A 20964-nucleotide genomic window follows, 5' to 3' on the forward strand; every position below is an offset into this window, starting at 1 on the left:
CAGGACTTTCCATGATGGATATCCGTGATTGCACGCGCAATCCAGCCACGGTTCGCGATGAGGCCGCCACCTGGTTCGTACGGGTGCAGGAGGCGCCGTTGAGCGCCGCGCAACAGGCCGAGTTCGACGCCTGGCGCAAGGAGCATCCGCTGCATCAGGACGAGTTCGACGTGCTCCAGGGTCTCTGGAGCGCCACCGACCTGGTGCCCCAGGCGCGCCTGCAGGCGCTCTGTGACGTATCGCCGACGCGGGCCGGGCGCCGGACGCTGCTGCGCTATGCGGTCGCCGCCGGGGTGATGGCGGTCGCCCTGGGGCTGGGCCTGTTCAGCGGCCTGAATCATCCCGCGCCCTACAGCGCGACCTTCGCCACGGTGCTCGGCGAGCGCCGGCATGTCGCCTTGCCCGATGGCTCGATCATCGACCTCAACAGTCGCAGCCGGGTGCGCGTGAGTTATGAACCCGATCGGCGCAATGTCGAACTGGAGGAGGGTGAGGCGATGTTCAGCGTCGAGCATGACACCAGCCGGCCGTTCGTGGTGCAGGCCGGAGTCGGCAAGGTGACGGTCACCGGGACGCGTTTCGACGTGCGCCGCGATCCGACGCAGACCCGCGTGGTGGTGGAGGCGGGGACGGTCAAGGTCCAGGGCCGCGATGCCCGCGACGATGAATTTGTCGCCCTGACGGCCGGCCTCGGTACGCGGGTCGATGCCCAGGGCCGGGTCGCGGCGGCGCAGGCGGTCAATCCCGAGGAACTGACGGCCTGGCGCAGCGGCAAGCTGATTTTCAACAACGCCAGCCTGGCCGATGTGGTGGCCGAGGTCTCGCGTTACCGGGACAAACCGTTGAGCGTTGCCACCCCGGCCGTCGGCAATCTGCGCCTGACCAGCGTGTTCAAGGTCAACGATACCGACGCCCTGCTCAAGGCCCTGCCGAGCATCCTGCCGGTGGCGGTCAGGAGCCGTGCCGACGGTATCCAGGAAATAATTGCAAAATAGATTCAGGTTTTTTTCGAGTTCTTCGTCTTCTTGTCCAACTGCAACTGGTTTGCATTAACAGCCGCATTCATTTGCGAACAACAGGACTAGGTCAGACGTGAACAACAAGCCCAACGCGCTTTACCAGGCGATCCGCAACGCACTGCCCAGCTCCCAGGCCTTTGCCCTGGCGCTGGCGGTCAGTGCCGTTGTCCCCCTGAGCCAGGCGGCCCAGGCCGATACGGCCATTCATATTCAGGCCCAGCCCCTGGCGTCGGCCTTGAGCCAGTTGGGTCAGCAGACCTCCCTGCAAGTCTTCTTCAGCCCGCAACTGGTGGCCGGCAAGCAGGCCCCGGCGGTGGACGGCAACCTGTCTCCGGAAGAAGCGCTGAACGTGCTGCTGCGCGGCAGCGGCCTGGACTATGACCTCCAGGACGGTTCGGTGACCCTGCGTCCGGCCGCTCCGGCGGCTGCCGGCTCGCTGGAGCTGGCCCCGCTGGACGTCAAGGTGGTCGGTGACTGGCTTGGCGACGCTGACCAGGCGATCGTGCAGAACCACCCGGGCGCGCGGACCGTGGTGCGTCGTGAAGCGATGGTCGAGCAGGGCGCGATGAACGTCAGGGACGCGCTGCGTACCGTTCCCGGCGTGCAGGTGCAGGAAAACAACGGCACCGGCGGCAGCGATATTTCCCTCAACGTCGGTGTGCGCGGCCTGACGTCCCGCCTGTCGCCACGTTCCACCGTGCTGATCGATGGCGTGCCGGCGGCTTTCGCCCCTTACGGTCAGCCGCAATTGTCGATGGCCCCGGTATCGGTGGGTAACCTGGACAGCATCGACGTGGTACGCGGTGCCGGCTCCGTGCGTTATGGACCGCAGAACGTCGGCGGCGTGATCAACTTCGTGACCCGGGCCATTCCGCAGAAGTTCTCCGGTGAAATCGGCAGCACCGTGGAAACCTCGCGTTATGGTGGCGTGAAGCACCTCGATACGGCGTTCCTCGGCGGCACCGCCGACAACGGTTTCGGCGCGGCGCTGCTGTACTCCGGGGTCAAGGGCGAGGGCTACCGCGAAAGCAACAACGGCAACGACATCAATGATGTCCTGCTCAAGACCCATTGGGCTCCGACCGATGTCGACGACTTCTCCCTCAACCTGCATTACTACGATGCCAATGCGGACATGCCGGGCGGCCTGACCCAGCAGCAGTACAAGGACAACCCGTATCAGTCGGTCCGTGACTACGACAACTTCACTGGCCGCCGCAAGGACATTTCCTTCAAGTACAAGCGGCAGGTGGATGACCAGACCCAGGTCGAAGTGCTGACCTACTACACCGACAGCTTCCGTGGCAGCAACATTGCCGCCCGCGACCAGAAGACCCTCAGTTCCTTCCCGCGCAGCTACTACACGCTGGGTGTCGAGCCGCGTGCATCGCGGGTGTTCGAACTGGGCGACACCAGCCAGGAAGTCAGCGTCGGTTATCGCTACCTGCGTGAAGCGATGCACGAGTCGTCCAGCCGAGTGGCGCTGGTCAATAACATTCCGACCATTACCCCGACGTCCGACGGCCATATCTTCCAGGACCGTACCGGTGGCACCGAGGCCAATTCCTTCTACATCGACGACAAGATCGATGTGGGCAAGTGGACCATTACCCCGGGCATCCGCTTCGAGCGCATCAACACCGACTGGCATGAGCGTCCGGTGCTGGGCACCAATGGCGTGCCGGTCCAGGAGAAGAATCGCAGCGTCAACAGCAACGAGCCGCTGCCGGCCCTGAGCGTCATGTACCACATCTCCGATGCCTGGAAACTGTTCGCCAACTACGAGACTTCCTTCGGCAGCCTGCAGTACTTCCAGGTGGCACAAGGCGGCAACGGCAACAGCACCGCCAACGGCCTGCAACCGGAGAAGGCCAAGACCTACGAGCTGGGCACGCGGTATGACAACGGCACCTGGGGCGGCGAGATGACCCTGTTCTACATCGACTTCGCCGACGAGCTGCAGTACGTCAGCAACGATGTGGGCTGGACCAACCTCGGCGCGACCAAGCACCAGGGTATCGAGACGTCCGTGCACTACGACCTGTCGGCACTGAACCCGGTGCTCGACGGCCTGAGCGCGAGCGCCGGCTACACCTACACCAAGGCCACTTCCCAGGGCGATATCCCTGGCTTCAAGAACCGTGACCTGCCGCTGTATTCCCGCCAGGTGCTGAATGTCGGCCTGCGTTATGCAGTCAACCGCTGGACCTACAACCTCGACGGTTTCGCCCAGTCCGCCCAGCGTGCGCCGGGTACCGGGACCAACGCCGACGGCAGTTTCAACGGCAACTACATCACCGAACCGACCGCCGACGGCCAGTACGGCAACATTCCCGGCTACATGACCTGGGATGCGCGCGGTGCCTATGACTTCGGCGCGCAGTTGTCGAACCTGAAGCTGGGGGCCGGGGTGCGCAACATGTTCGACCAGCGCTACTTCACCCGGTCGAGCGATAACAACTCGGGGATCTACGTGGGTGAACCACGGACTTTCTTCGTGCAGGCCAGTGTAGGGTTCTGATAGAACCCTCCCTGACCTCTGTAGGCGCCGGCTTGCCGATGCGGGCCTTGTGGGAGGGGGCTCGCCCCCGAAGCTTTTGGTGGCCTTACGGGCCTCTTCGCGGGCAAGCACCGCTCCTGCACAAGCCGGTACCTATAGAACATTGCGTTGAGTCAGACCCGCAGGATTTTCCCACCGATCGCCACGCCTACCAGCATCAGCGCGATCAGCAAAAACGCCAGGCTCAAGCTACTGGCATGGGCGATAAAACCGATCGCCGCCGGTCCCGCGAGAATCCCCGCATAACCCAGGGTGGTAATCGCCGGTATGGCGATGCTTTCCGGCATGACTTTCTGTTTCCCCACGGCGGTGTACAGCACCGGCACGATATTCGAACAGCCCGCGCCCACCAGGGCGTAGCCGAGCAATGCCGCTTCCCAGGCCGGTGCCAGGGTGGACAGCGCCAGGCCGACCGCGGCGGTGATACCGCCGATCACGATCACCGGTTTCGCCCCCAGGCGCCGGACAATGGCGTCGCCGGTCAGGCGACCGAGGGTCATGGTCAGGGCAAAGGCGGCGTAGCCGAGGCCCGCATAGGCATCCGGCACCTGGCGTTCGGCGCTGAGGAACACCGCGCTCCAGTCGAGCATCGCGCCTTCGGCGAGAAACACCACAAAACACAGCAGGCCGATAAACAGCACCACGCCGTGGGGCACGGCAAAGGCCGGGCCGGCGCTTGCGCTGCCATAGGGCAACAGGTGCGGCGCGGCCTTGAGCAGGGCCAGGATCAGGAACACGATCACCACGCCGATCGCCGCCAGCGGCGACAGGCCGAGGCCGAGCAGGGCGCTGACCCCGGCCGCGCCGGCAATCCCGCCAAGGCTGAACAAACCGTGGAAGCCCGACATCATGGTCTTGCCGCTGGCCCGTTCGACGATCACCGCCTGCAGGTTGACGGTGGAGTCCACCGAGCCGAGTCCGGCGCCGAACAGAAACAGCGCGGCCACCAGCAGGGGCAAGGAACTGACAGTGGCCAGCAGTGGCAAGGCGAGGCAGATCAGCAAGGTGCCGACGGTCAGCACCCGCCGGCAGCCGAAACGCGAGGCCAGGGCCCCGGCCACGGGCATGGCGATGATCGAACCGACACCCAGGCACAACAGCAGCAGGCCGAGGGTGCCTTCATCGAGTCCGGCGCGAGCCTTGGCATAGGGCACCAGCGGCGCCCAGGCGGCGACACCGAAACCGGCGATAAAGAAGGCGATACGGGTCGACATCTGTTCCAGGCGGCCTGGTTTGGTCGGGGCGTGTTTGGTCGGGGTGGGGGAGGTGAGGGCAGTCATGAAGCATCCTTGGCAATCCGGCAGACAACGCTGTGCAGCGCACCATCCTTGCACATCATGTCTTGCTCGGCGAGGCCAAGGTTGCCTCTGACGCAATCGAAGTCCTGTAGGAGCCGGCTTGCCGGCGAGGGGGCCCTTCAGACTTTAAAAGCTTCGGGGGCAAGCCCCCTCCCACAAGTTCCGCATCGGCAAGCCGGCTCCTACAGGTGTTGTTTCAGGGAGGACCGGGCCTCAGCCACGACGGCGGGCGTCCAGGCTGAAACGGCCGGCGCCGAAGGCCACCACTTGCAACAGGCCACCGGTCATCGCGATATTCTTGAAGAAGTTGATGAACTGGCCCTTGTCAGCCAGGTGGTTGTGGAAGGCCAGGGCAGTGGCGACGGTGAACACGGCCATGACCAGGGCGACCAGGCGGGTCCGGTAGCCGAGGATCAGCAGCAGGCTGCCGCCGATTTCGACGGCGATCGCCACGATCAGCGCCAGTTGCGGGAACGGCAGGCCGGCCGAACCGATGTAGCCGAGCATGGCGCCGGGATCGGCGATTTTCGAAAAACCGGAGAGCAGGAAGATCACGCTGAGCAGGATCCGCCCGGCCAGGGCAACACCAGCGGACGCCGAGGTATTGTCGGACAGCGAGCTGAGGGCGGAATGGGCTGTGGTGCCTTGAGACATGGAAAGTACCTTCGGAAAAAGCGGCGCAACCCCTATGGCGCGTCGGACTGGTGAGCAGTCTGCCATTGGCGTAACGTACGCAATAGTCGAATAATTTCGAGTATCAAGTTCGATTTTATCGAACGTTACGCCAGCCCCTCCGTCCACCGAGACCTTGCCATGAGCCTCAACCCCGGAACCCCCACTCTCGATCAATTGCGGGTACTGCTGACTGTTGTCGAAACCGGCAGTTTCGCCGGCGCCGCACGCAAGCTCAGTCGCGCCACTTCGGTGATCAGCTACACCATCGCCAACCTGGAGCTGCAACTGGGGGTGCAACTGTTCGATCGCACCACCACCCGCAAGCCGCAATTGACCGATGCCGGGCGTACGGTGCTGGCCGAGGCGCGGACCATCTACAACGGCATCGATGGCCTGCGGGCCAAGGTCAAGGGTCTGTTGCAGGGGTTGGAGGGTGAAATCCACCTGGTGGTCGATGTGATGCTGCCGGCGGCACGCCTGGTGGATGTGCTCAAGGGCTTTCGCGCGGAGTTTCCCACGGTGCTCCTGCATTTGCATGTGGAGGCCCTGGGGGCGGTGGCGCAACTGGTGCTGGAAGGACGGGCGAGTGTCGGTGTCAGTGGTTTCTTCAGTCGCGGCATGGCCGGGCTGGAGCGGGTCGGGGTGGGCAGCGTCCCGCTGGTTTCCGTGGCTTCGCCCGATCACCCGCTGGCCCGGGGCCTGAACCTGCCCGGCGCTGGGCGCGAGCATGTGCAACTGGTACTGTCGGACCGCTCGACCCTGACCCGCAACCAGGAGTTCGGCGTGCTCGGCACCCGCACCTGGCGCCTGGCGGACCTGGGCTCGAAACTGATGCTGCTGCGCGAAGGCGTGGGTTGGGGCAACATGCCCGCGCCGATGGTCGCCGAGGACCTGGCCAGCGGGCGCCTGGTCCGCCTGGACCTGCCGGATATGCGCGGCGGGCCCTATGGTCTCGATGCGATCTACCGCACCGACACGCCACCGGGGCCGGCGGCGTCCTGGTTGATTGCACGGCTGGTGGCGCAAGTCGATACGCCGCCCAGCTGCACGGTCCGGTAAACGCTTTCAGCGCAGGCGGGAGACGATATCGGCGATGCTGCTCAGCACGTCCTTGCCCAGTTGCGCGGAACGCTTGCCGGACCAGCCGGTGCACGCATCCGGTGCGTCATCGTTGTCTTTGAAGGGCATTTCCAGGGTCAGCGACAGGCAGTCGTACTGCTGGCCGACGCTGTTGCAGGCCAGGGTCATATTGGCTTCGCCGGGCAGGTCGCGGGTGTAGCCGTGGGTGGTCTGGAAGTCTCGGGTCAGGGCGCTGAGGTGACTGCGGAAATGGTGTTCCAGGTCGGCGATACGCGGGGTGTAGCCCGGGTTGCCTTCGCCGCCGGCGGTGAACACATAGGGGATTTCTTCATCGCCATGGATATCGAGGAACAGGTCGACACCATACTGGGCCATCTGCTGCTGGACAAAGAACACTTCCGGACTGATCTCCTGGCTGGCGCTCTGCCAGGCACGGTTCAGGTCCTGGCCCATGGCGTTGGTGCGCAGGTGGCCATGGAACGCCCCGTCGGGGTTCATGTTGGGTACCAGGTACAGGTCGGCGACGGCCAGCAGGGCCTGCAACTGCGGGTCGTCCTGCTGCTGCAGGCGCTCGATCACACCCTCCATGAACCACTCGGCCATATGCTCGCCCGGATGCTGCTGGGCAATGATCCAGACCTTGCGTTGGCCTGGCGCGCCGTTGCCTTTGCGCAGCAGCGGGATATCCCGGCCCTCGGCGCTTTTGCCGGTGGCCAGCAGTTCGGTACCGGCATGGCTCAGGGCCTGTTCGATCAGCCAGTCATGCCGCTCGCGGCTGTAGGGTTCGAAGTAGGCGAACCAGGCCTGGGGTTGTTCGGCCTGGAACTGGATATGCAGGCTTTCGCCGTCGAAGCGGGTGTCGGTGCGGAACCAGTCATGATGATCGTGGGACGCGGCGGCGCGGTAGCCGGTCCAGGCCTTGTTGTACGAGGACTGGCTGGCATTGCTCAGTTCAAAGTTATAGGTCTGTCCCGGTTGCAGGCCTTCGACCTTGAAATGGAACCACTGGAAATGATGGCTGCGGGTGTCTGGCTCGATGGCCAGCAGCAGGTGCTGCGGGTTGCTGGCATCCAGTACCTGGATATTGCCGCTGTCGAAGTCGCTGCTGATTTTGAGTGAGGGCAGAACCACGGTCATAGTCTGTGTACCTGAATATGATGTCTTGTGGTTACTACTGTACACGGCGGGCGGTCTTTGGCCGAGACGCAGGAGGTCCTGAGCGGGGAAGGGGGCGTCGTCCCTGACGCCGCGCCAGCTTAGTGTTTGTGATATTGATTCTCAAGTACTTCCATGGTTTTTCCGTTCTCCTACGTGGGATGGCGGACTTTCGCTGGTCGATACTCCTTTGCTATTATGCGCGCCATCGCGACTGCTCCATCGAGATGGCAGCGCCAAAGTCTTCATTAGCCTGAAGCAAAGCCCGTAAAACGGGTGCAAAAAAAAGACCCGGCAAAAAGCCGGGTCAAAAACCGTGATTAGCCTGATGAGGAGATAATCCAGAGTCCGACCTAAGGTCTCCGGGTTATCGACTGATCTCGCGATCAGCTGCTTGCAATAATAATCATTATCATTTGCAAGTCAAATGTTTTCCTGTCCCTTTTGGAAATTATTTTTCCAATCTTCTCCCCATACCCCGATTTTCTTCGTTGGCTGCCCTGCATCAGCAGTATGTTCGTGCGCGCGGTTCACATGCCCGGGCATTCCGCGCTCAGGGCGCGATCAACCATGGCCTTGGCCATGTCGACCATGTACACCACGGAAAACGCCAGGTCACGGGATGAGCCCTGCAGGGCGTCGGCCGCTTCGTAGGCGGTGGCGGCGGCGCAGCGCAGCAGGTCCGAGGCATGGACCATCGCTTCCTCGACACTGAGGTTCTCGCGCACGGCGAACAGCTTGTCCTGGTCCGGTCGACAGGCACCCTCGTCGGAGAGGGCGCCTGAAACGGCTGGTTTCAAATAATAGTCGAGCGCGCGTTGGGCCGCGTGCCTCCCCTTGAGCGAATTACAGGGGGACATGGTGTGGATATCGGTCATGTGTTTGGGTGTGGAAGTCATGGAAAACCTGCCTTTGAGGAAGAAGTCACATCAGCGCTACAAGACTAGTACCAACTGTATTTTTATGTTTGTCATATATAATACAGTTTGTGTATTGAACGGCGGAATACAGCCCGTATTGTTCCGCCCATGGATAAATGGATTGCCTTGGTGAGAGCCAAGCTGCGCGAGCTAGACCTCACGCAAGAGAAACTCGGAGAACGCGTTGGGGTATCCCAGGGCGGTGTCGGTCATTGGCTGAACAAACGGCGCCAGCCGGATCTCGAAAGCATGAACAAGGTGCTCCAGGCCCTGGGACTCGGGCATCTGGAGGTCGTGCTGGTGATCCGCGACCGTTCGGTGGCGGCGCAGGACCCGTCGGAGCGGGACGGGCAGGCCTATGACATCACCTCGGCGTTCCGCTACCCGGTCAGCGACTGGCATTCAGTGGTGCCGGCGCGGGAGACGGATGTGGGGTATTACCGCAAGACGCACTATGAGGTGACCGATCATTACGCCTCGGGCGCGGCGTTCTGGCTGAAGGTGGCGGGGGATGCGATGACCGCGCCAGTGGGCACCAGCGTTCCCGAGGGCATGCTGATCCTGGTCGACCCCGATCTCGATGCCGAGCCCGGCAAGCTGGTGATTGCCCGCCTGCGGGACAGTGAGGAGGCGTTTTTCCGGCAGTGGGTGGAGGAGGGGGGCCAGCGCTACCTGAAGCCGCTGAACCCGACCTATCCGAAGATTCTGTTTACCGAGGACTACAGCATTATCGGTGTGGTCGTACAGGCCACCACCAAGTTCTAAGGCTGTCGATCCCTGTAGGAGCCGGGCTTGCCCGCGAAGGGGCCCTTCAGGACGCCAGAAGCTTCGCGGGCAAGCCCGGCTCCTACAGATCTCGCTGGCCCCATCGCCGGCAAGCCCGGCTCCTGCGGGGCCAGCGCCGAGCCCGGATTTGAGCTGGACCGCGACCTTGTGGGAGCCGGCTTGCCGGCGATGGCTATTCCAGCTCCACCAACGCACTGCCCTCGCTGACCATCTCGCCTTCCTGGCAATACAGCGCCTTGACCACACCCGCCTGGGGCGCACGGATGCTGTGTTCCATCTTCATGGCTTCGAGCACCACCAGTTGAGTCCCGGCCTCGACGCTCTGGCCGGCCTCTACCAGCACCCGGACGATACTGCCGTTCATGGGGGCCGTCAGGCCGCCCTGATGACCGTGGCTGGCCTCGACGGCGGCAATCGGGTCATGACTGCTGATCGCCAGCAGTTCGCCTTGCCATTGCAGGTAGAGGCTGTCGCCCTGGCGGATGACCCGGTGGCGGCGGCGCATACCCTGTTGTTCGATGGACAATGATTCACCGTGCAACTCGATCCCTGCACTTTGGACCGGATCCAGAGTCAGGGCCCGATCTTCACCCTTGCAGCTCAGGTGCAGGGTGGTTTCGGCCGGTAGACCGCTACGCAAGCCATTGCTGCTGGCCCAGGGCGAGTTCGGGTCATCCGCGCGTGGCATCACGGTCATACTGCGCGACCAGGCCTGGGCCGCCACCTGCCAGAATTCATCGGACAGCTCGCCAGCCGGCGGCAGCAGTTGCTCCTGATAGCGGGGGATAAAGCCAGTATCCAGCTCCGCCGCGGCGAAAGCCGGATGGCCGATGATCCGCCGCAGGAAACCGAGGTTGGTCTTCAGCCCGCCGACGGCGAATTCGTCGAGCATCGCCAGCAGGCGCAGGCGCGCCTGTTCACGGGTTTCGCCCCAGGCGATCAGCTTGCCGAGCATCGGGTCGTAGAAGGGCGACACACTGTCACCTTCAGCCACGCCGCTGTCGACCCGGCGTCCCGGCCCGGCGGCCGACTCGCGGTAGACCTCGAGGCGCCCGGTGGCGGGGAGGAAATCGTTGCCCGGATCTTCGGCATACAGCCGTACCTCGATGGCATGACCTCGCAGCGGCACCTGCTGCTGTCCGATCGGCAGGGCTTCACCGCTGGCGACACGGATCTGCCAGGCCACCAGGTCGAGGCCGGTGATGGCTTCGGTGACCGGGTGTTCGACCTGCAGGCGGGTGTTCATCTCCATGAAGAAGAAATCGCCGCGCGAATCCAGCAGGAACTCCACGGTACCGGCACCGACATAACCGATGGCCTGGGCCGCGCGTACCGCCGCCTCACCCATGGCCTGGCGCAGTTCCGGGCTCAGGCCCGGCGCCGGTGCTTCCTCGACGACTTTCTGGTGGCGGCGCTGGATCGAGCAGTCGCGTTCGTTGAGGTACAGGCAGTTGCCGTGCTGGTCGGCAAACACCTGGATTTCCACATGGCGCGGCTTGAGCAGGTATTTTTCCACCAGCATCCGCGAATCGCCGAACGACGACTGCGCCTCGCGCTGCGCCGAGGCCAGGGCTTCAGCCAGTTGGCTGACCTCCTCGACCACCTTCATGCCCTTGCCGCCACCGCCGGCAGTGGCCTTGAGCAGCACCGGATAACCGATCAGTTCGGCGGCGCTGCGGAAAGTGTCGAGGTCCTGGTCCTCGCCGTGATAACCGGGCACCAGCGGCACGCCGGCGGTGGCCATCAGCGCCTTGGCCGCGGACTTGCTGCCCATGGCGTCGATGGCGACGGCGGGCGGGCCGAGGAAGATCAGCCCGGCGGCTTCGATAGCCCTGGCGAACGCGGCATTTTCCGAAAGGAAACCGTAGCCGGGGTGAATCGCCTGGGCACCGCTGGCCCGGGCGGCGGCGATCAATTTGTCGATCTGCAGGTAACTGTCGGCGGCCTTGCTGCCGCCCAGGTCGACGCGGATATCGGCTTCGCGGCAATGACGGGCATCACGGTCGACGGCACTGTGCACGGCGACGGTGGTCAGGCCCATGGCCTTGGCGGTACGCATCACCCGGCAGGCGATTTCGCCGCGGTTGGCAACCAGGATAGAGGTGATCACAGGGGCGCTCATCAACGCGGCTCCTTGGCGGTCGGTTCGGCTTGCCAGCCCGGCGGGCGTTTTTGCAGGAAGGCGCGCAGGCCCTCCTGGCCTTCGGGGCTGACCCGGATACGGGCAATGGCGTTTTCGCAGTAACGGCGCAGGGACGGCGTGAGGACACCGCTGCCGACTTCACGCAGCAGCTCCTTGCTAACACGCATCGCCTGGGGACTGTTGAGCAGCAGGTTGTCGATCCAGGCCTCGACCTGGTGGTCCAGTTCGGCCGCCGGGTAGCTTTCGGCCAACAGTCCCAGCTCACGGGCGCGCAGGCCGCTGAAACGTTCGGCGGTCAGTGCATAGCGACGCGCGGCGCGTTCACCGATGGCCTGGACCACAAACGGGCTGATCACCGCCGGGGCCAGGCCGATGCGCACTTCCGATAGGCAGAACTGCGCATCGTCGGCACCGATGGCCATGTCGCAGCAGCCGATCAGGCCGAGGGCACCGCCATAGGCCGCGCCCTGGACCACGGCCAGGGTCGGGACTTTCAGGCGGGCCAGGTTGTACATCAGTTCGGCCAGTTCGCGGGCGTCGTCGAGATTGGTGTGGTAGTCCAGTTCGGCCGACTGCTGCATCCAGGCCAGGTCGGCGCCGGCGCTGAAGTGCCGGCCACGGGCACGCAGCACCAGGAAGCGCAGGGCCGGGTTGGCCTGGACCTTGTCCAGCGCGAGGATCAGTTCGCGGATCATCTCGGCGTTGAAGGCGTTGTTCTTGTCTTCGCGGCTGAGCCAGAGGGTGGCGAAGCCGCGCGGGTCGTTGTGCAGTTCCAGGGTGTTGAAATCGGTCATGGTGTCGAGTCCTGTGCAGCTTGTGATCACATCCGGAACACGCCGAAGCGGCTCTGTTCGATCGGCGCGTTGAGTGAGGCCGAGAGCGCCAGGCCGAGGATCTCGCGGGTCTGCGCCGGATCGATCACGCCGTCGTCCCACAGCCGTGCACTGGAGTAGTACGGATGGCCCTGGTGCTCGTACTGGTCGAGGATCGGTTGCTTGATCTCGGCCTCCTGCTCGGCAGAAAACACCTGGCCGGTACGCTCGCTCTGTTCGCGTTTGACCTGCACCAGCACGCCCGCCGCCTGCTCGGCGCCCATCACGCCGATCCGTGCGTTGGGCCACATCCACAGGAAGCGCGGATCGTAGGCACGGCCGCACATGCCGTAGTTGCCGGCACCGAAGCTGCCACCGATGATCACGGTGAATTTCGGCACCCTGGCACAGGCCACGGCGGTCACCAGCTTGGCGCCGTGCTTGGCGATGCCGCCGGCCTCGTACTTCTGGCCGACCATGAAGCCAGTGATGTTTTGCAGGAACAGCAGCGGAATGCCGCGCTGGCAGGCCAGTTCGATAAAGTGCGCGCCTTTCTGCGCGGCTTCGGCGAAGAGGATGCCGTTGTTCGCCAGGATTGCCACGGGATAACCGTGCAGATGGGCAAAGCCGCAGACCAGGGTGGTGCCGAACAGCGCCTTGAACTCATCGAACACCGAGCCGTCCACCAGTCGGGCGATCACTTCGCGAACGTCGGAGGGCTGCTTGGCATCGGCCGGAATCACCCCGTACAGCTCCTCGGCAGCGTACAGCGGGGCGATCGGCGTGCGCTGCTGCAACTCGCCGAGCTTGCGCCAGTTGAGGTTGGCGATACTGCGCCGGGCCAGGGCCAGGGCATGTTCATCGCTGTCGGCGTAATGGTCGGCGACCCCGGAAATCCGGCAGTGCACATCGGCGCCGCCGAGGTCCTCGGCGCTCACCACTTCACCGGTGGCGGCTTTTACCAGCGGCGGCCCGGCAAGGAAGATGGTCGCCTGCTGGCGGACCATGATCGCTTCGTCGGCCATCGCCGGCACATAGGCGCCGCCGGCGGTGCAGGAACCCATGACCACGGCGATCTGCGGGATGCCCATGGCGCTCATGTTGGCCTGGTTGAAGAAGATCCGCCCGAAGTGCTCGCGGTCCGGGAACACTTCGTCCTGGCGCGGCAGGTTGGCGCCGCCGGAGTCCACCAGGTAGATGCAGGGCAGGCGGTTCTGCTGGGCGATGGTCTGCGCGCGCAGATGTTTTTTCACGGTCAGCGGGTAGTAGGAACCGCCTTTGACCGTCGCATCGTTGGCGACGATCATGCATTCGACCCCTTCGACGCGACCGATGCCGGCAATCACTCCGGCGGCCGGCACGTCTTCGCCATAGACGTCATACGCCGCCAGCTGACTGATCTCCAGGAACGGTGAGCCGGGGTCGAGCAGGCGGTTGATCCGCTCCCGTGGCAACAGCTTGCCCCGCGAGGTGTGCCGTTCCTGGGCCTTCGGCCCGCCGCCCTGTTGGACCTGGACCAGCAGCGAGCGCAGGGCCACGACCTGTTCGAGCATCGTCGCGCGGTTGTCGGCGAACTCGGCCGAGCGCGGGTTGAGTTGCGTGTGCAGGATTGCCATATGCGCGCCCCTCAGCGGGTTTCGTTGAACAGTTCGCGGCCGATCAGCATGCGACGGATCTCGCTGGTGCCGGCGCCGATCTCATACAGCTTGGCGTCGCGCAGCAGGCGTCCGGCGGGGAATTCGTTGATATAGCCGTTGCCACCGAGGATCTGGATCGCCTCCAGGGCCATCTGGGTCGCGCGTTCGGCGCTGTACAGGATCACGCCGGCGGCGTCCTTGCGCGTGGTCTCGCCGCGCTCGCAGGCGCGGGCCACGGCGTACAGGTAGGCGCGGCTGGCGTTGAGTTGGGTGTACATGTCGGCGATCTTGCCCTGGATCAACTGGAACTCGCCGATGCTCTGGCCGAACTGCTTGCGGTCGTGGATATAGGGCACCACCAGGTCCAGGCAGGCCTGCATGATCCCGGTCGGGCCGCCGGAGAGCACCACGCGCTCGTAGTCGAGGCCGCTCATCAGCACCTTCACGCCGCCGTTGAGACTACCGAGGATGTTTTCCTCCGGTACTTCGACGTCATCGAAGAACAGCTCACAGGTGTTGGAGCCGCGCATGCCGAGCTTGTCGAACTTGTTGCCGCGACTGAAGCCCTTCCAGTCACGCTCGACGATAAACGCGGTGATGCCGTGGGCGCCCTTCTCCAGGTCGGTCTTGGCGTAGATCACGTAGGTGTTGGCGTCGGGGCCGTTGGTGATCCAGGTCTTGCTGCCGTTGAGCACGTAGTGGTCGCCGCGCTGGTCGGCGCGCAGTTTCATCGAGACCACGTCGGAGCCGGCGTTGGGTTCGCTCATGGCCAGGGCGCCGATATGTTCGCCGCTGATCAGCTTGGGCAGGTAGCGGGTTTTCTGCGCATGAGTGCCATTGCGGTTGATCTGGTTCACGCAGAGGTTGGAATGCGCGCCGTAGGAGAGGGCGACCGAGGCCGAGCCACGACTGATTTCTTCCATCGCCAGCACATGGGCCAGATAGCCGAGGCCGGCACCGCCGTATTCTTCCGGCACGGTGATGCCCAGCAGACCCATATCGCCGAACTTGCACCACATGTCGACGGGAAACAGGTTGTCCACATCGATCTGTGCCGCCCGTGGCGCCAGCTCCCGGGCAACGAAGCCCTGCACCTGGTCGCGGAGCATGTCGAGGGTTTCGCCGAGGTCGAAGTTCAGGGTCGGATAGCTCATGGGGCACCTTTTGTTATGGAATAAGCAAGGCGAGTGGGAATGGTTATTTACCTTTACGTTAACGTAAAGATGATGGGGCCGACTGTCAATCGGGCATTTTCCATGGACCTGTCCCGCAGTGGCGGGGCGGGGGCTACATAGTGATGACACGCAGTTGATTTATGTCTCTTGCCGGGGCCGATACGTCCCACTATTTGCGCTTGTTCCTGCGAGAGGTATCCGTACGCTCGGGTTTTTAACCAGGAGTACACCGATCCATGGATGATCACCCGATCCGTCCGGGCAGACGCGCGGCCCAGTCGATTGTGCCGCTGAACCGTCACCAGGCCTTTATCGCCAGCCGGATTCCGGCACCGCTGAAACACCCCGGCTCTGCCTGCCTCAAGGCACTGGCCAGGCTGGAACCGAGCCTGCCGCCCTGGTATGCACAGGCCGCCGTTGCCCTGCGCACCGATTTCGAGAAAAGCCAGCACGATCGTTGCGTGAGCCAGCACGAACTCGAGGCGATCCTGGCGCGCATCCTGCCGCTGGAGCGCTTTGCCGAGCCCTTGTTGAAAGAGGCGATACACAAGACGTTCGGCCTGGAACTGGACGTCAGGCAGACCTATTTCGTGCGGCGGATGCAGCGCCGGCGTGCGTCCAGCCTGGGCGGCCTCCTTGATTTTTCGGCGGGCGATCCGCAGGTCAGGCACTGGTATTGGGACATCACCCTGCTAGAGGCGGCGCTGCATAACTTTGTCGCCGCCGAAGCCGCCAAGGCCCCCGCCGAGGGGAGTGAGTTCATCACCCATGATCACAACAGCGGCGGGGTGCGGATGACCTATATCAGGGAGCATGAGCTGCCCTTGCGTCCCGAGCGCTTTGCCGCGCTGTGCCGCATGCTGGATCTGGGAGGCCGATACCAGGCGCATCTCAACGCGGTGCTCAATCCGGTCGACGTCGGGCAAAAGCAACGTCTGCGCCAGACCTGGGTCCTGCACCTGCGCAACGAGTTGCGCGAGGCCGTGCATCTGGCGCGGATGAAAGACGACATTCCCCAGGACGCCTACCGGATGCTGTTGCAGTGGTTGGCGGACCTGGGCGATATGCGCCTGGACGGTCACGGCGTGCGGCCTTTGCGCCTGCGCATGCTTGGAGTCGATTTGAGTGACATCCTGCTGTTCGGCGCCGGCCATGGCGGCACGTTGCAACGTTGCGTGGCCTATGTGCCCGGCGATGACCGGCAGCCGATCCGGCACTACGCCTCGACCACGGCGTTCATGATCGAGCTGCGTACGCGCCTGCATGGCGCCGGCTACCGGCGATTCTTCAGCCGCTTTATCCCGATACGCGAGCAGGCGGCCTTTTTCTCGGCGCTGAAAAAGCGCCTGGACCCCGCCGACCGGCACGATATGTGGGACGACTACCGGCTCGATCCGGGTCTGCGCGTGGGCCTGGAACTGGTCGAGCGGCCCTTGCGCGTGGACAGCCGCGCCGCGCTGGAGAGGGTGCTGGCGGATGCCTGCGAGCTGAAGATCGGCCGCATGCTCGGTGATGCCCGCTCCCTGGCCGTGCCCACCAATGACGAGGACCGCGAAGCGCGGATCGCCCGGTTCATGGCGATGTTCGACGCCGGCATGGATGTGCTGAACCTGCTGGTGTTCGTGCCCGGTCTCGGCCAGGTCATGCTGCTCGCCATGGCGACCCGGATGCTCCACGAGGTCTATTCCGGGGTCGAGGCCTGGGAGGCGGGAGAAACCCGCGAAGCCTGGGCGCACCTGCTCGGGGTGGCGATGAACGTGGTGTTTATCGGCGGCGTCGGCGCCGTGCTGCCGCATGTCGACACCTCGGCGTTTGTCGACAGCCTGGTGCCGGTCAGCCTGCGCGAGGGCGTCATGCGCCTGTGGAAGCCTGATCTGCGCCCCTACGAACACCAGCCGTTGCTGCCCAGCGGCGCCTTGCCGGACAAGCTGGGCGCGCATGATTACCTGGATGACTACTACCTGCCGCTGGAGGGCCGCTACTACCGACTACAGGCCGACGAGCACTGGCCGGGAGGTTATCGCGCCCGCCATGCCCGCGCGGACGAGCTGGTCAATCCCTATGCCCCGGTGTTTCGTTCCAACGGCGCGGGCGGCTGGCGGCATGAACTCGACGCGCCGCTGAGCTGGGACGACGAGCGCCTGTTTGCCCGCCTCGGGCCCGAGGCTGCCAGCCTCGACGGCCTGAGCGCCAGGCGCATCATGGACCTCTGTGGCATCGACGCCGATGTGCTGCGCGAGGTGCAGCAGAATGTCCGACTGCCGCCGGCCTTGTTGGGTGACACCGTGACGCGTTTTGTCCTCGACCGCGAACTCGGGAGACTGGTGCAGCGCTTGCAGGCGGGCGGCGCATCGAGCGGATCCCTCGATGAATTGCATATGGAGATGCAACTGCTCACCAGCGATCGCGTCTGGCCCCGTTCGAAGGTGCTCAGGCTGCTCAACGGCTCGGGGCGCCTGCTCCAGGAGTACCCGGAAAATATCGACGCCGGGATCCCGCGTATCGAAGTGCGCTGGCCGGGGCTGGATGCGGACGGCTTGCTCGAACAAGTGCTGCGCCAGCTCGACGAGGCGCAGATCCGTACGCTGCTGCGGGAGGAGTTCGGCTTGGGCACGGTCAGCCTGTCGGCGCGGGTCGCGACCCTGCGCCAGCGCCTGGCCGGGGAGGCCGTCAGGCGTCGGGCGGACCTGTTCGATTCGCACTATTACCATCGCACGGCGCCAGTGCGTGATGAGCCGGGTGTTGCCGTGCTGCACAGGGAATTCCCGCGCCTGCCGGTGCGGGTGGCGCAGGAGCTGGCCAGGCAGGCCGACAGTCGTGAATTGCAGCAATTCGACGCCGGGCGCGTGCCCCTGCGGCTCGCCGAGGAGGCGCGCCACTACCTGCGCACCGTGCACCAGGTCCGCCTGTATGAAAGCCTGTACCTCGACTCGGTGAACCAGGACGAGGCCTATCGGGTGGTCCTGCCGATGCTGGAGCAGTTGCCGGGCTGGTCGGAAGATGTCCGCATCGAAATCCGCGACGGTGCATTTGATGGGGCCTTGCTGGCCAGTGTCGGCCCGCGGAGTGCGTCGATCAACCGTGTGTTGATCAGGGACCAAGGCCTGTATGAGGCTTGTGACGAGGTTGCTCGTGATCTGCACGGTTCGGACGATCTGTATGCCGCGATCCTGCATGCCTTGCCGGATGCCGAGCGCATTGCCCTGGGTTTCCCCCATGTCGGCCAGGGCGGGCAACTGAAGCAGGCGCTGCGGGCGTTGCCGACATTGCCGCGCGAGCAACTGGTGGTCCCGCCCGTGGCGTCCGGCAACCCGCCGATGCGCCTGGCCGCCGGACGTAGCGGTTATGTGCCTGACGAGGAGGGAATGGCCAGCGTGTCAGCAGGACCCGACCGCGAAGTGATCCAGCTGGCCCGTGCGGTTTACCCCAGTCGCGAATGGCGAACCATGGGGCGCTTGCTCGGCATGGAGAACACCGGCGCTGTCGCCGCGCCAAGGCGCAACCCGGAACTGATCAAGCTGGCCCGCGAAGTCTACCCGGCCCATTCGTGGGAGGCGGTGGAGCGCTTTCTCGGTCAGGAACAGGCCGACGACCTGGTTTTTTCCGGGCGCCTGGGGGAGCTGTGGATCGAATACCAGCATCTCAGCCAGCACCTGGACAGCTGGATCTGGACCCCGAGCTACTACCGGCAGGGTCGACACTTCATGGCGGTCTCGGACACCACGCGACGCCTGGTCGCCGAAGAAATCAAACGCTGCTGGCGTCGCGAGACACCCGCGGCCCGCGGCACCCAGGGGGCGCTTCCGGGCAGTCGGCTGAGGCTGGATAACCACCGGGTCGGGACCTTGCCCGCGTTGACCGCCGACTTCAGTCATGTCAGCGAGTTGAGCCTGAACAGCGTCGGTGTGTCTGGCGATATCGATGGCTTCCTGCGTCGGTTCAGTGGCGTGCGCTGGCTGACCATGAGCGCCAACGAGCTTGGCGCGCTGCCACCGGCCATCGCCGCCATGGGCGGGCTGACCAAGTTGATCCTGCCCGACAACGGCATTGTCCTGACGGCGCAAACCGCCGGGCAACTGGCGCGCCTGACCCACCTGCAACTGCTGACCCTGGAGGGCAATCCGCTCGGTCACCCGCTCGACCTGTCGGCGCTGACCGGACTGCGTGGCTTGGGCTTGCAGAGGACCGGACTGACGGCCTTGCCGGTCGGGCTTGAACGCCTGGCGAGCCTGGAAATACTGGACTTGAGTGACAATACGCTGGGGATCGCACCGGATGTTTCGAGCCTGACGCGTCTGCAAAGCCTGCACCTCAGGCGTACGGGGATCAGCCAGTGGCCGACGGGTTTCGAACATTGTCCGGATCTGCAGTCCCTGGACCTGAGTCACAACGCGATCAGTCATATACCGGCGTCGGTCGAGACACTGTTGCGTGCCTTGCGCCCCGCACAGCGCTGGGCCACCAACCTGCTGGGCAACCCGCTGACTGGCGCGGCCCGGGTCACCGGCTTGCAACTGGGGCTCAGTGGCGTGGTGGAGTCGGTACCGCTGCCTGACGCTACCGACGCGAGCCTCTGGTTGGAGGGGATTGCTGTCGAGCAGCAGGCCTCCAGGAATGCTCTTTGGCAGGCGTTGAACGAAGAGCCCGGCAGCGGTGATTTTTTCAAGGTTATCCAGAGCCTGACGATATCGGCGGACTTCACCGCGGCCGCCTCTCGTCCGGCGCTGATGTCGCGGGTCTGGAGGATGATGGACGCCATTGCCGGTAACAGTGAACTGCGCGGCAGGGTTTTGCGCTTGTCGGCGGAAACCGACACCTGTGCAGACGGTATGGCGGATATCTTCAGCAACCTGGATTTCGAGGTGCTGCTGGAGCAGGCGCAGGCCCTGGCCGACCCTGTCGCGCGCGGTGTCGAGCTGTTGAAACTGGCGAAAAGCAAGGCCCGTCTGCAGGCCCTGGGGCGCGTGGCGGATGGGGAGTACCGCCGACAATTGGCCCTTGAACAACCCCCGGATGAAGTGGAAATCCATCTGGCCTACCGGATTGGCCTGACACAGAAACTGGAGTTGCTGGCCCAGCCCGAGGCGATGATCTTTCGGGCCATGTCCAACGTGACACCGCAGCAGATCGAAGACGCCGGGCGCGTGGTGCTGGCGGCGGAAGCGGACGGTGGCCTGGCCCGCGCGCTCCTGGCACTGGAGCCGCCGTTCTGGCGGGAGTTCCTGGAGCAGCAACATGCCGCCGAACTCAAGCTCAACAGCGAGTTCTACTACGCCAGGCTGGAGGCCCTCGAAGCATTGAAGGACAAGCTGGATGAGTGGATCGAACCCGGACGCGGCACTGAAGCCGAGCGAGCAGGGTTGCGCGAAGCGATCACGCAACTGGCGGCGGATCTGGATATTGCGCCGGATCAGTTGTTCAGCGGGCAGCCGATGAGCGAGCGACTCTATCGCGAGGTGCTGGAGGCCATTGCCGAAGGGCAGGGCGCAATGCTGCGGCGCTTGACCCAGGAGGCGTTGGATCGCCTGGTGGTATCGGGCACCACGGATTTTTGAGGGGAAAGAGCAGTCGATCGTTCCCGCAGGCGTTCGATCGTTCCCACGCTCCGGCGTGGGAATGCCTCACTGGACGCCCCGCGTCCGCTCCACTCCGGTTTTGTGACGCGGAGCGTCACGGCTGCATTCCCACGCAGAGCGTGGGAACG

13 protein-coding genes are annotated in these 20964 nt (G+C 64.4%); 5 read left to right on the plus strand and 8 right to left on the minus strand.

Annotated features, from left to right (window positions below):
* The first annotated feature begins 11 nt into the window (after window positions 1-11).
* Both HX851_RS03550 and HX851_RS03555 read left to right on the plus strand, forming a co-directional pair.
* Window positions 12-995 carry a FecR family protein gene (locus tag HX851_RS03550; RefSeq protein WP_177065042.1) on the plus strand — a complete coding sequence of 328 codons (984 nt, stop codon included), beginning with the start codon at window positions 12-14 and terminating at the stop codon, window positions 993-995.
* A 130-nt stretch (window positions 996-1125) separates the two neighbouring features.
* On the plus strand, window positions 1126-3540 hold the full coding sequence (locus HX851_RS03555; protein WP_177061251.1) for a TonB-dependent siderophore receptor: 2415 nt from the start codon (window positions 1126-1128) through the stop codon (window positions 3538-3540).
* A gap of 152 nt (window positions 3541-3692) precedes the next feature.
* Here HX851_RS03555 and HX851_RS03560 read toward each other — a convergent pair whose 3' ends face one another.
* Together HX851_RS03560 and HX851_RS03565 are read right to left on the minus strand one after the other, a co-directional pair.
* On the minus strand, window positions 3693-4859 hold the full coding sequence (locus tag HX851_RS03560) for an MFS transporter (protein ID WP_177061135.1): 1167 nt from the start codon (window positions 4857-4859) through the stop codon (window positions 3693-3695).
* Window positions 4860-5090: 231 nt separating this feature from the next.
* Window positions 5091-5531: a DoxX family protein gene (locus HX851_RS03565; RefSeq protein WP_177061137.1), complete on the minus strand. Its 441-nt coding sequence runs from the start codon at window positions 5529-5531 to the stop codon at window positions 5091-5093.
* Between the two features lie 159 nt (window positions 5532-5690).
* Here HX851_RS03565 and HX851_RS03570 point away from each other — a divergent pair, with 159 nt between their 5' ends.
* Window positions 5691-6611, plus strand: a complete 921-nt coding sequence (locus HX851_RS03570; protein ID WP_177061139.1) for a LysR family transcriptional regulator — start codon at window positions 5691-5693, stop codon at window positions 6609-6611.
* A gap of 6 nt (window positions 6612-6617) precedes the next feature.
* Here HX851_RS03570 and HX851_RS03575 read toward each other — a convergent pair whose 3' ends face one another.
* On the minus strand, window positions 6618-7769 hold the full coding sequence (locus tag HX851_RS03575) for a M14 family metallopeptidase (protein ID WP_177061141.1): 1152 nt from the start codon (window positions 7767-7769) through the stop codon (window positions 6618-6620).
* 548 nt (window positions 7770-8317) lie between these two features.
* Complete coding sequence (locus HX851_RS03580) at window positions 8318-8686, minus strand: DUF6124 family protein (protein WP_177061143.1); 369 nt, start codon at window positions 8684-8686, stop codon at window positions 8318-8320.
* A 129-nt stretch (window positions 8687-8815) separates the two neighbouring features.
* Between HX851_RS03580 and HX851_RS03585 the strand changes: the two genes are divergently transcribed.
* On the plus strand, window positions 8816-9472 hold the full coding sequence (locus HX851_RS03585; protein ID WP_177061145.1) for a LexA family protein: 657 nt from the start codon (window positions 8816-8818) through the stop codon (window positions 9470-9472).
* Window positions 9473-9665: 193 nt separating this feature from the next.
* On the opposite strand, the gene HX851_RS03590 is transcribed toward HX851_RS03585, so the two are convergent.
* Genes HX851_RS03590 through HX851_RS03605 form a run of 4 tightly spaced genes read right to left on the minus strand, consistent with a single transcriptional unit; the run spans window position 9666 to window position 15239 of the window.
* Window positions 9666-11615: an acetyl/propionyl/methylcrotonyl-CoA carboxylase subunit alpha gene (locus tag HX851_RS03590; protein ID WP_177061147.1), complete on the minus strand. Its 1950-nt coding sequence runs from the start codon at window positions 11613-11615 to the stop codon at window positions 9666-9668.
* Window positions 11615-12430: a gamma-carboxygeranoyl-CoA hydratase gene (locus tag HX851_RS03595; RefSeq protein WP_177065043.1), complete on the minus strand. Its 816-nt coding sequence runs from the start codon at window positions 12428-12430 to the stop codon at window positions 11615-11617. Before HX851_RS03595 ends, HX851_RS03590 begins: the two co-directional genes overlap by 1 nt.
* A gap of 26 nt (window positions 12431-12456) precedes the next feature.
* Window positions 12457-14064 carry a carboxyl transferase domain-containing protein gene (locus HX851_RS03600; RefSeq protein ID WP_177065044.1) on the minus strand — a complete coding sequence of 536 codons (1608 nt, stop codon included), beginning with the start codon at window positions 14062-14064 and terminating at the stop codon, window positions 12457-12459.
* A gap of 11 nt (window positions 14065-14075) precedes the next feature.
* Window positions 14076-15239, minus strand: a complete 1164-nt coding sequence (locus HX851_RS03605; RefSeq protein WP_177065046.1) for an isovaleryl-CoA dehydrogenase — start codon at window positions 15237-15239, stop codon at window positions 14076-14078.
* A gap of 257 nt (window positions 15240-15496) precedes the next feature.
* Here HX851_RS03605 and HX851_RS03610 point away from each other — a divergent pair, with 257 nt between their 5' ends.
* Window positions 15497-20815: a dermonecrotic toxin domain-containing protein gene (locus tag HX851_RS03610; protein WP_177065048.1), complete on the plus strand. Its 5319-nt coding sequence runs from the start codon at window positions 15497-15499 to the stop codon at window positions 20813-20815.
* The last annotated feature ends 149 nt before the right edge of the window (window positions 20816-20964 follow it).

The sequence above is a fragment of the Pseudomonas gingeri genome, from assembly GCF_013385635.1.
Taxonomy (GTDB): domain Bacteria; phylum Pseudomonadota; class Gammaproteobacteria; order Pseudomonadales; family Pseudomonadaceae; genus Aquipseudomonas; species Aquipseudomonas gingeri_A.

What these genes read in the sequence shown, in the direction of transcription:
- HX851_RS03550 (WP_177065042.1), top strand. Translation starts at nt 12, where the DNA reads ATGATGGATATCCGTGATTGCACGCGCAATCCAGCCACGGTTCGCGAT.
- HX851_RS03560 (WP_177061135.1), bottom strand. Translation starts at nt 4,859, where the DNA reads ATGACTGCCCTCACCTCCCCCACCCCGACCAAACACGCCCCGACCAAA.
- HX851_RS03565 (WP_177061137.1), bottom strand. Translation starts at nt 5,531, where the DNA reads ATGTCTCAAGGCACCACAGCCCATTCCGCCCTCAGCTCGCTGTCCGAC.
- HX851_RS03570 (WP_177061139.1), top strand. Translation starts at nt 5,691, where the DNA reads ATGAGCCTCAACCCCGGAACCCCCACTCTCGATCAATTGCGGGTACTG.
- HX851_RS03575 (WP_177061141.1), bottom strand. Translation starts at nt 7,769, where the DNA reads ATGACCGTGGTTCTGCCCTCACTCAAAATCAGCAGCGACTTCGACAGC.
- HX851_RS03580 (WP_177061143.1), bottom strand. Translation starts at nt 8,686, where the DNA reads ATGACTTCCACACCCAAACACATGACCGATATCCACACCATGTCCCCC.
- HX851_RS03585 (WP_177061145.1), top strand. Translation starts at nt 8,816, where the DNA reads ATGGATAAATGGATTGCCTTGGTGAGAGCCAAGCTGCGCGAGCTAGAC.
- HX851_RS03590 (WP_177061147.1), bottom strand. Translation starts at nt 11,615, where the DNA reads ATGAGCGCCCCTGTGATCACCTCTATCCTGGTTGCCAACCGCGGCGAA.
- HX851_RS03595 (WP_177065043.1), bottom strand. Translation starts at nt 12,430, where the DNA reads ATGACCGATTTCAACACCCTGGAACTGCACAACGACCCGCGCGGCTTC.
- HX851_RS03600 (WP_177065044.1), bottom strand. Translation starts at nt 14,064, where the DNA reads ATGGCAATCCTGCACACGCAACTCAACCCGCGCTCGGCCGAGTTCGCC.
- HX851_RS03605 (WP_177065046.1), bottom strand. Translation starts at nt 15,239, where the DNA reads ATGAGCTATCCGACCCTGAACTTCGACCTCGGCGAAACCCTCGACATG.
- HX851_RS03610 (WP_177065048.1), top strand. Translation starts at nt 15,497, where the DNA reads ATGGATGATCACCCGATCCGTCCGGGCAGACGCGCGGCCCAGTCGATT.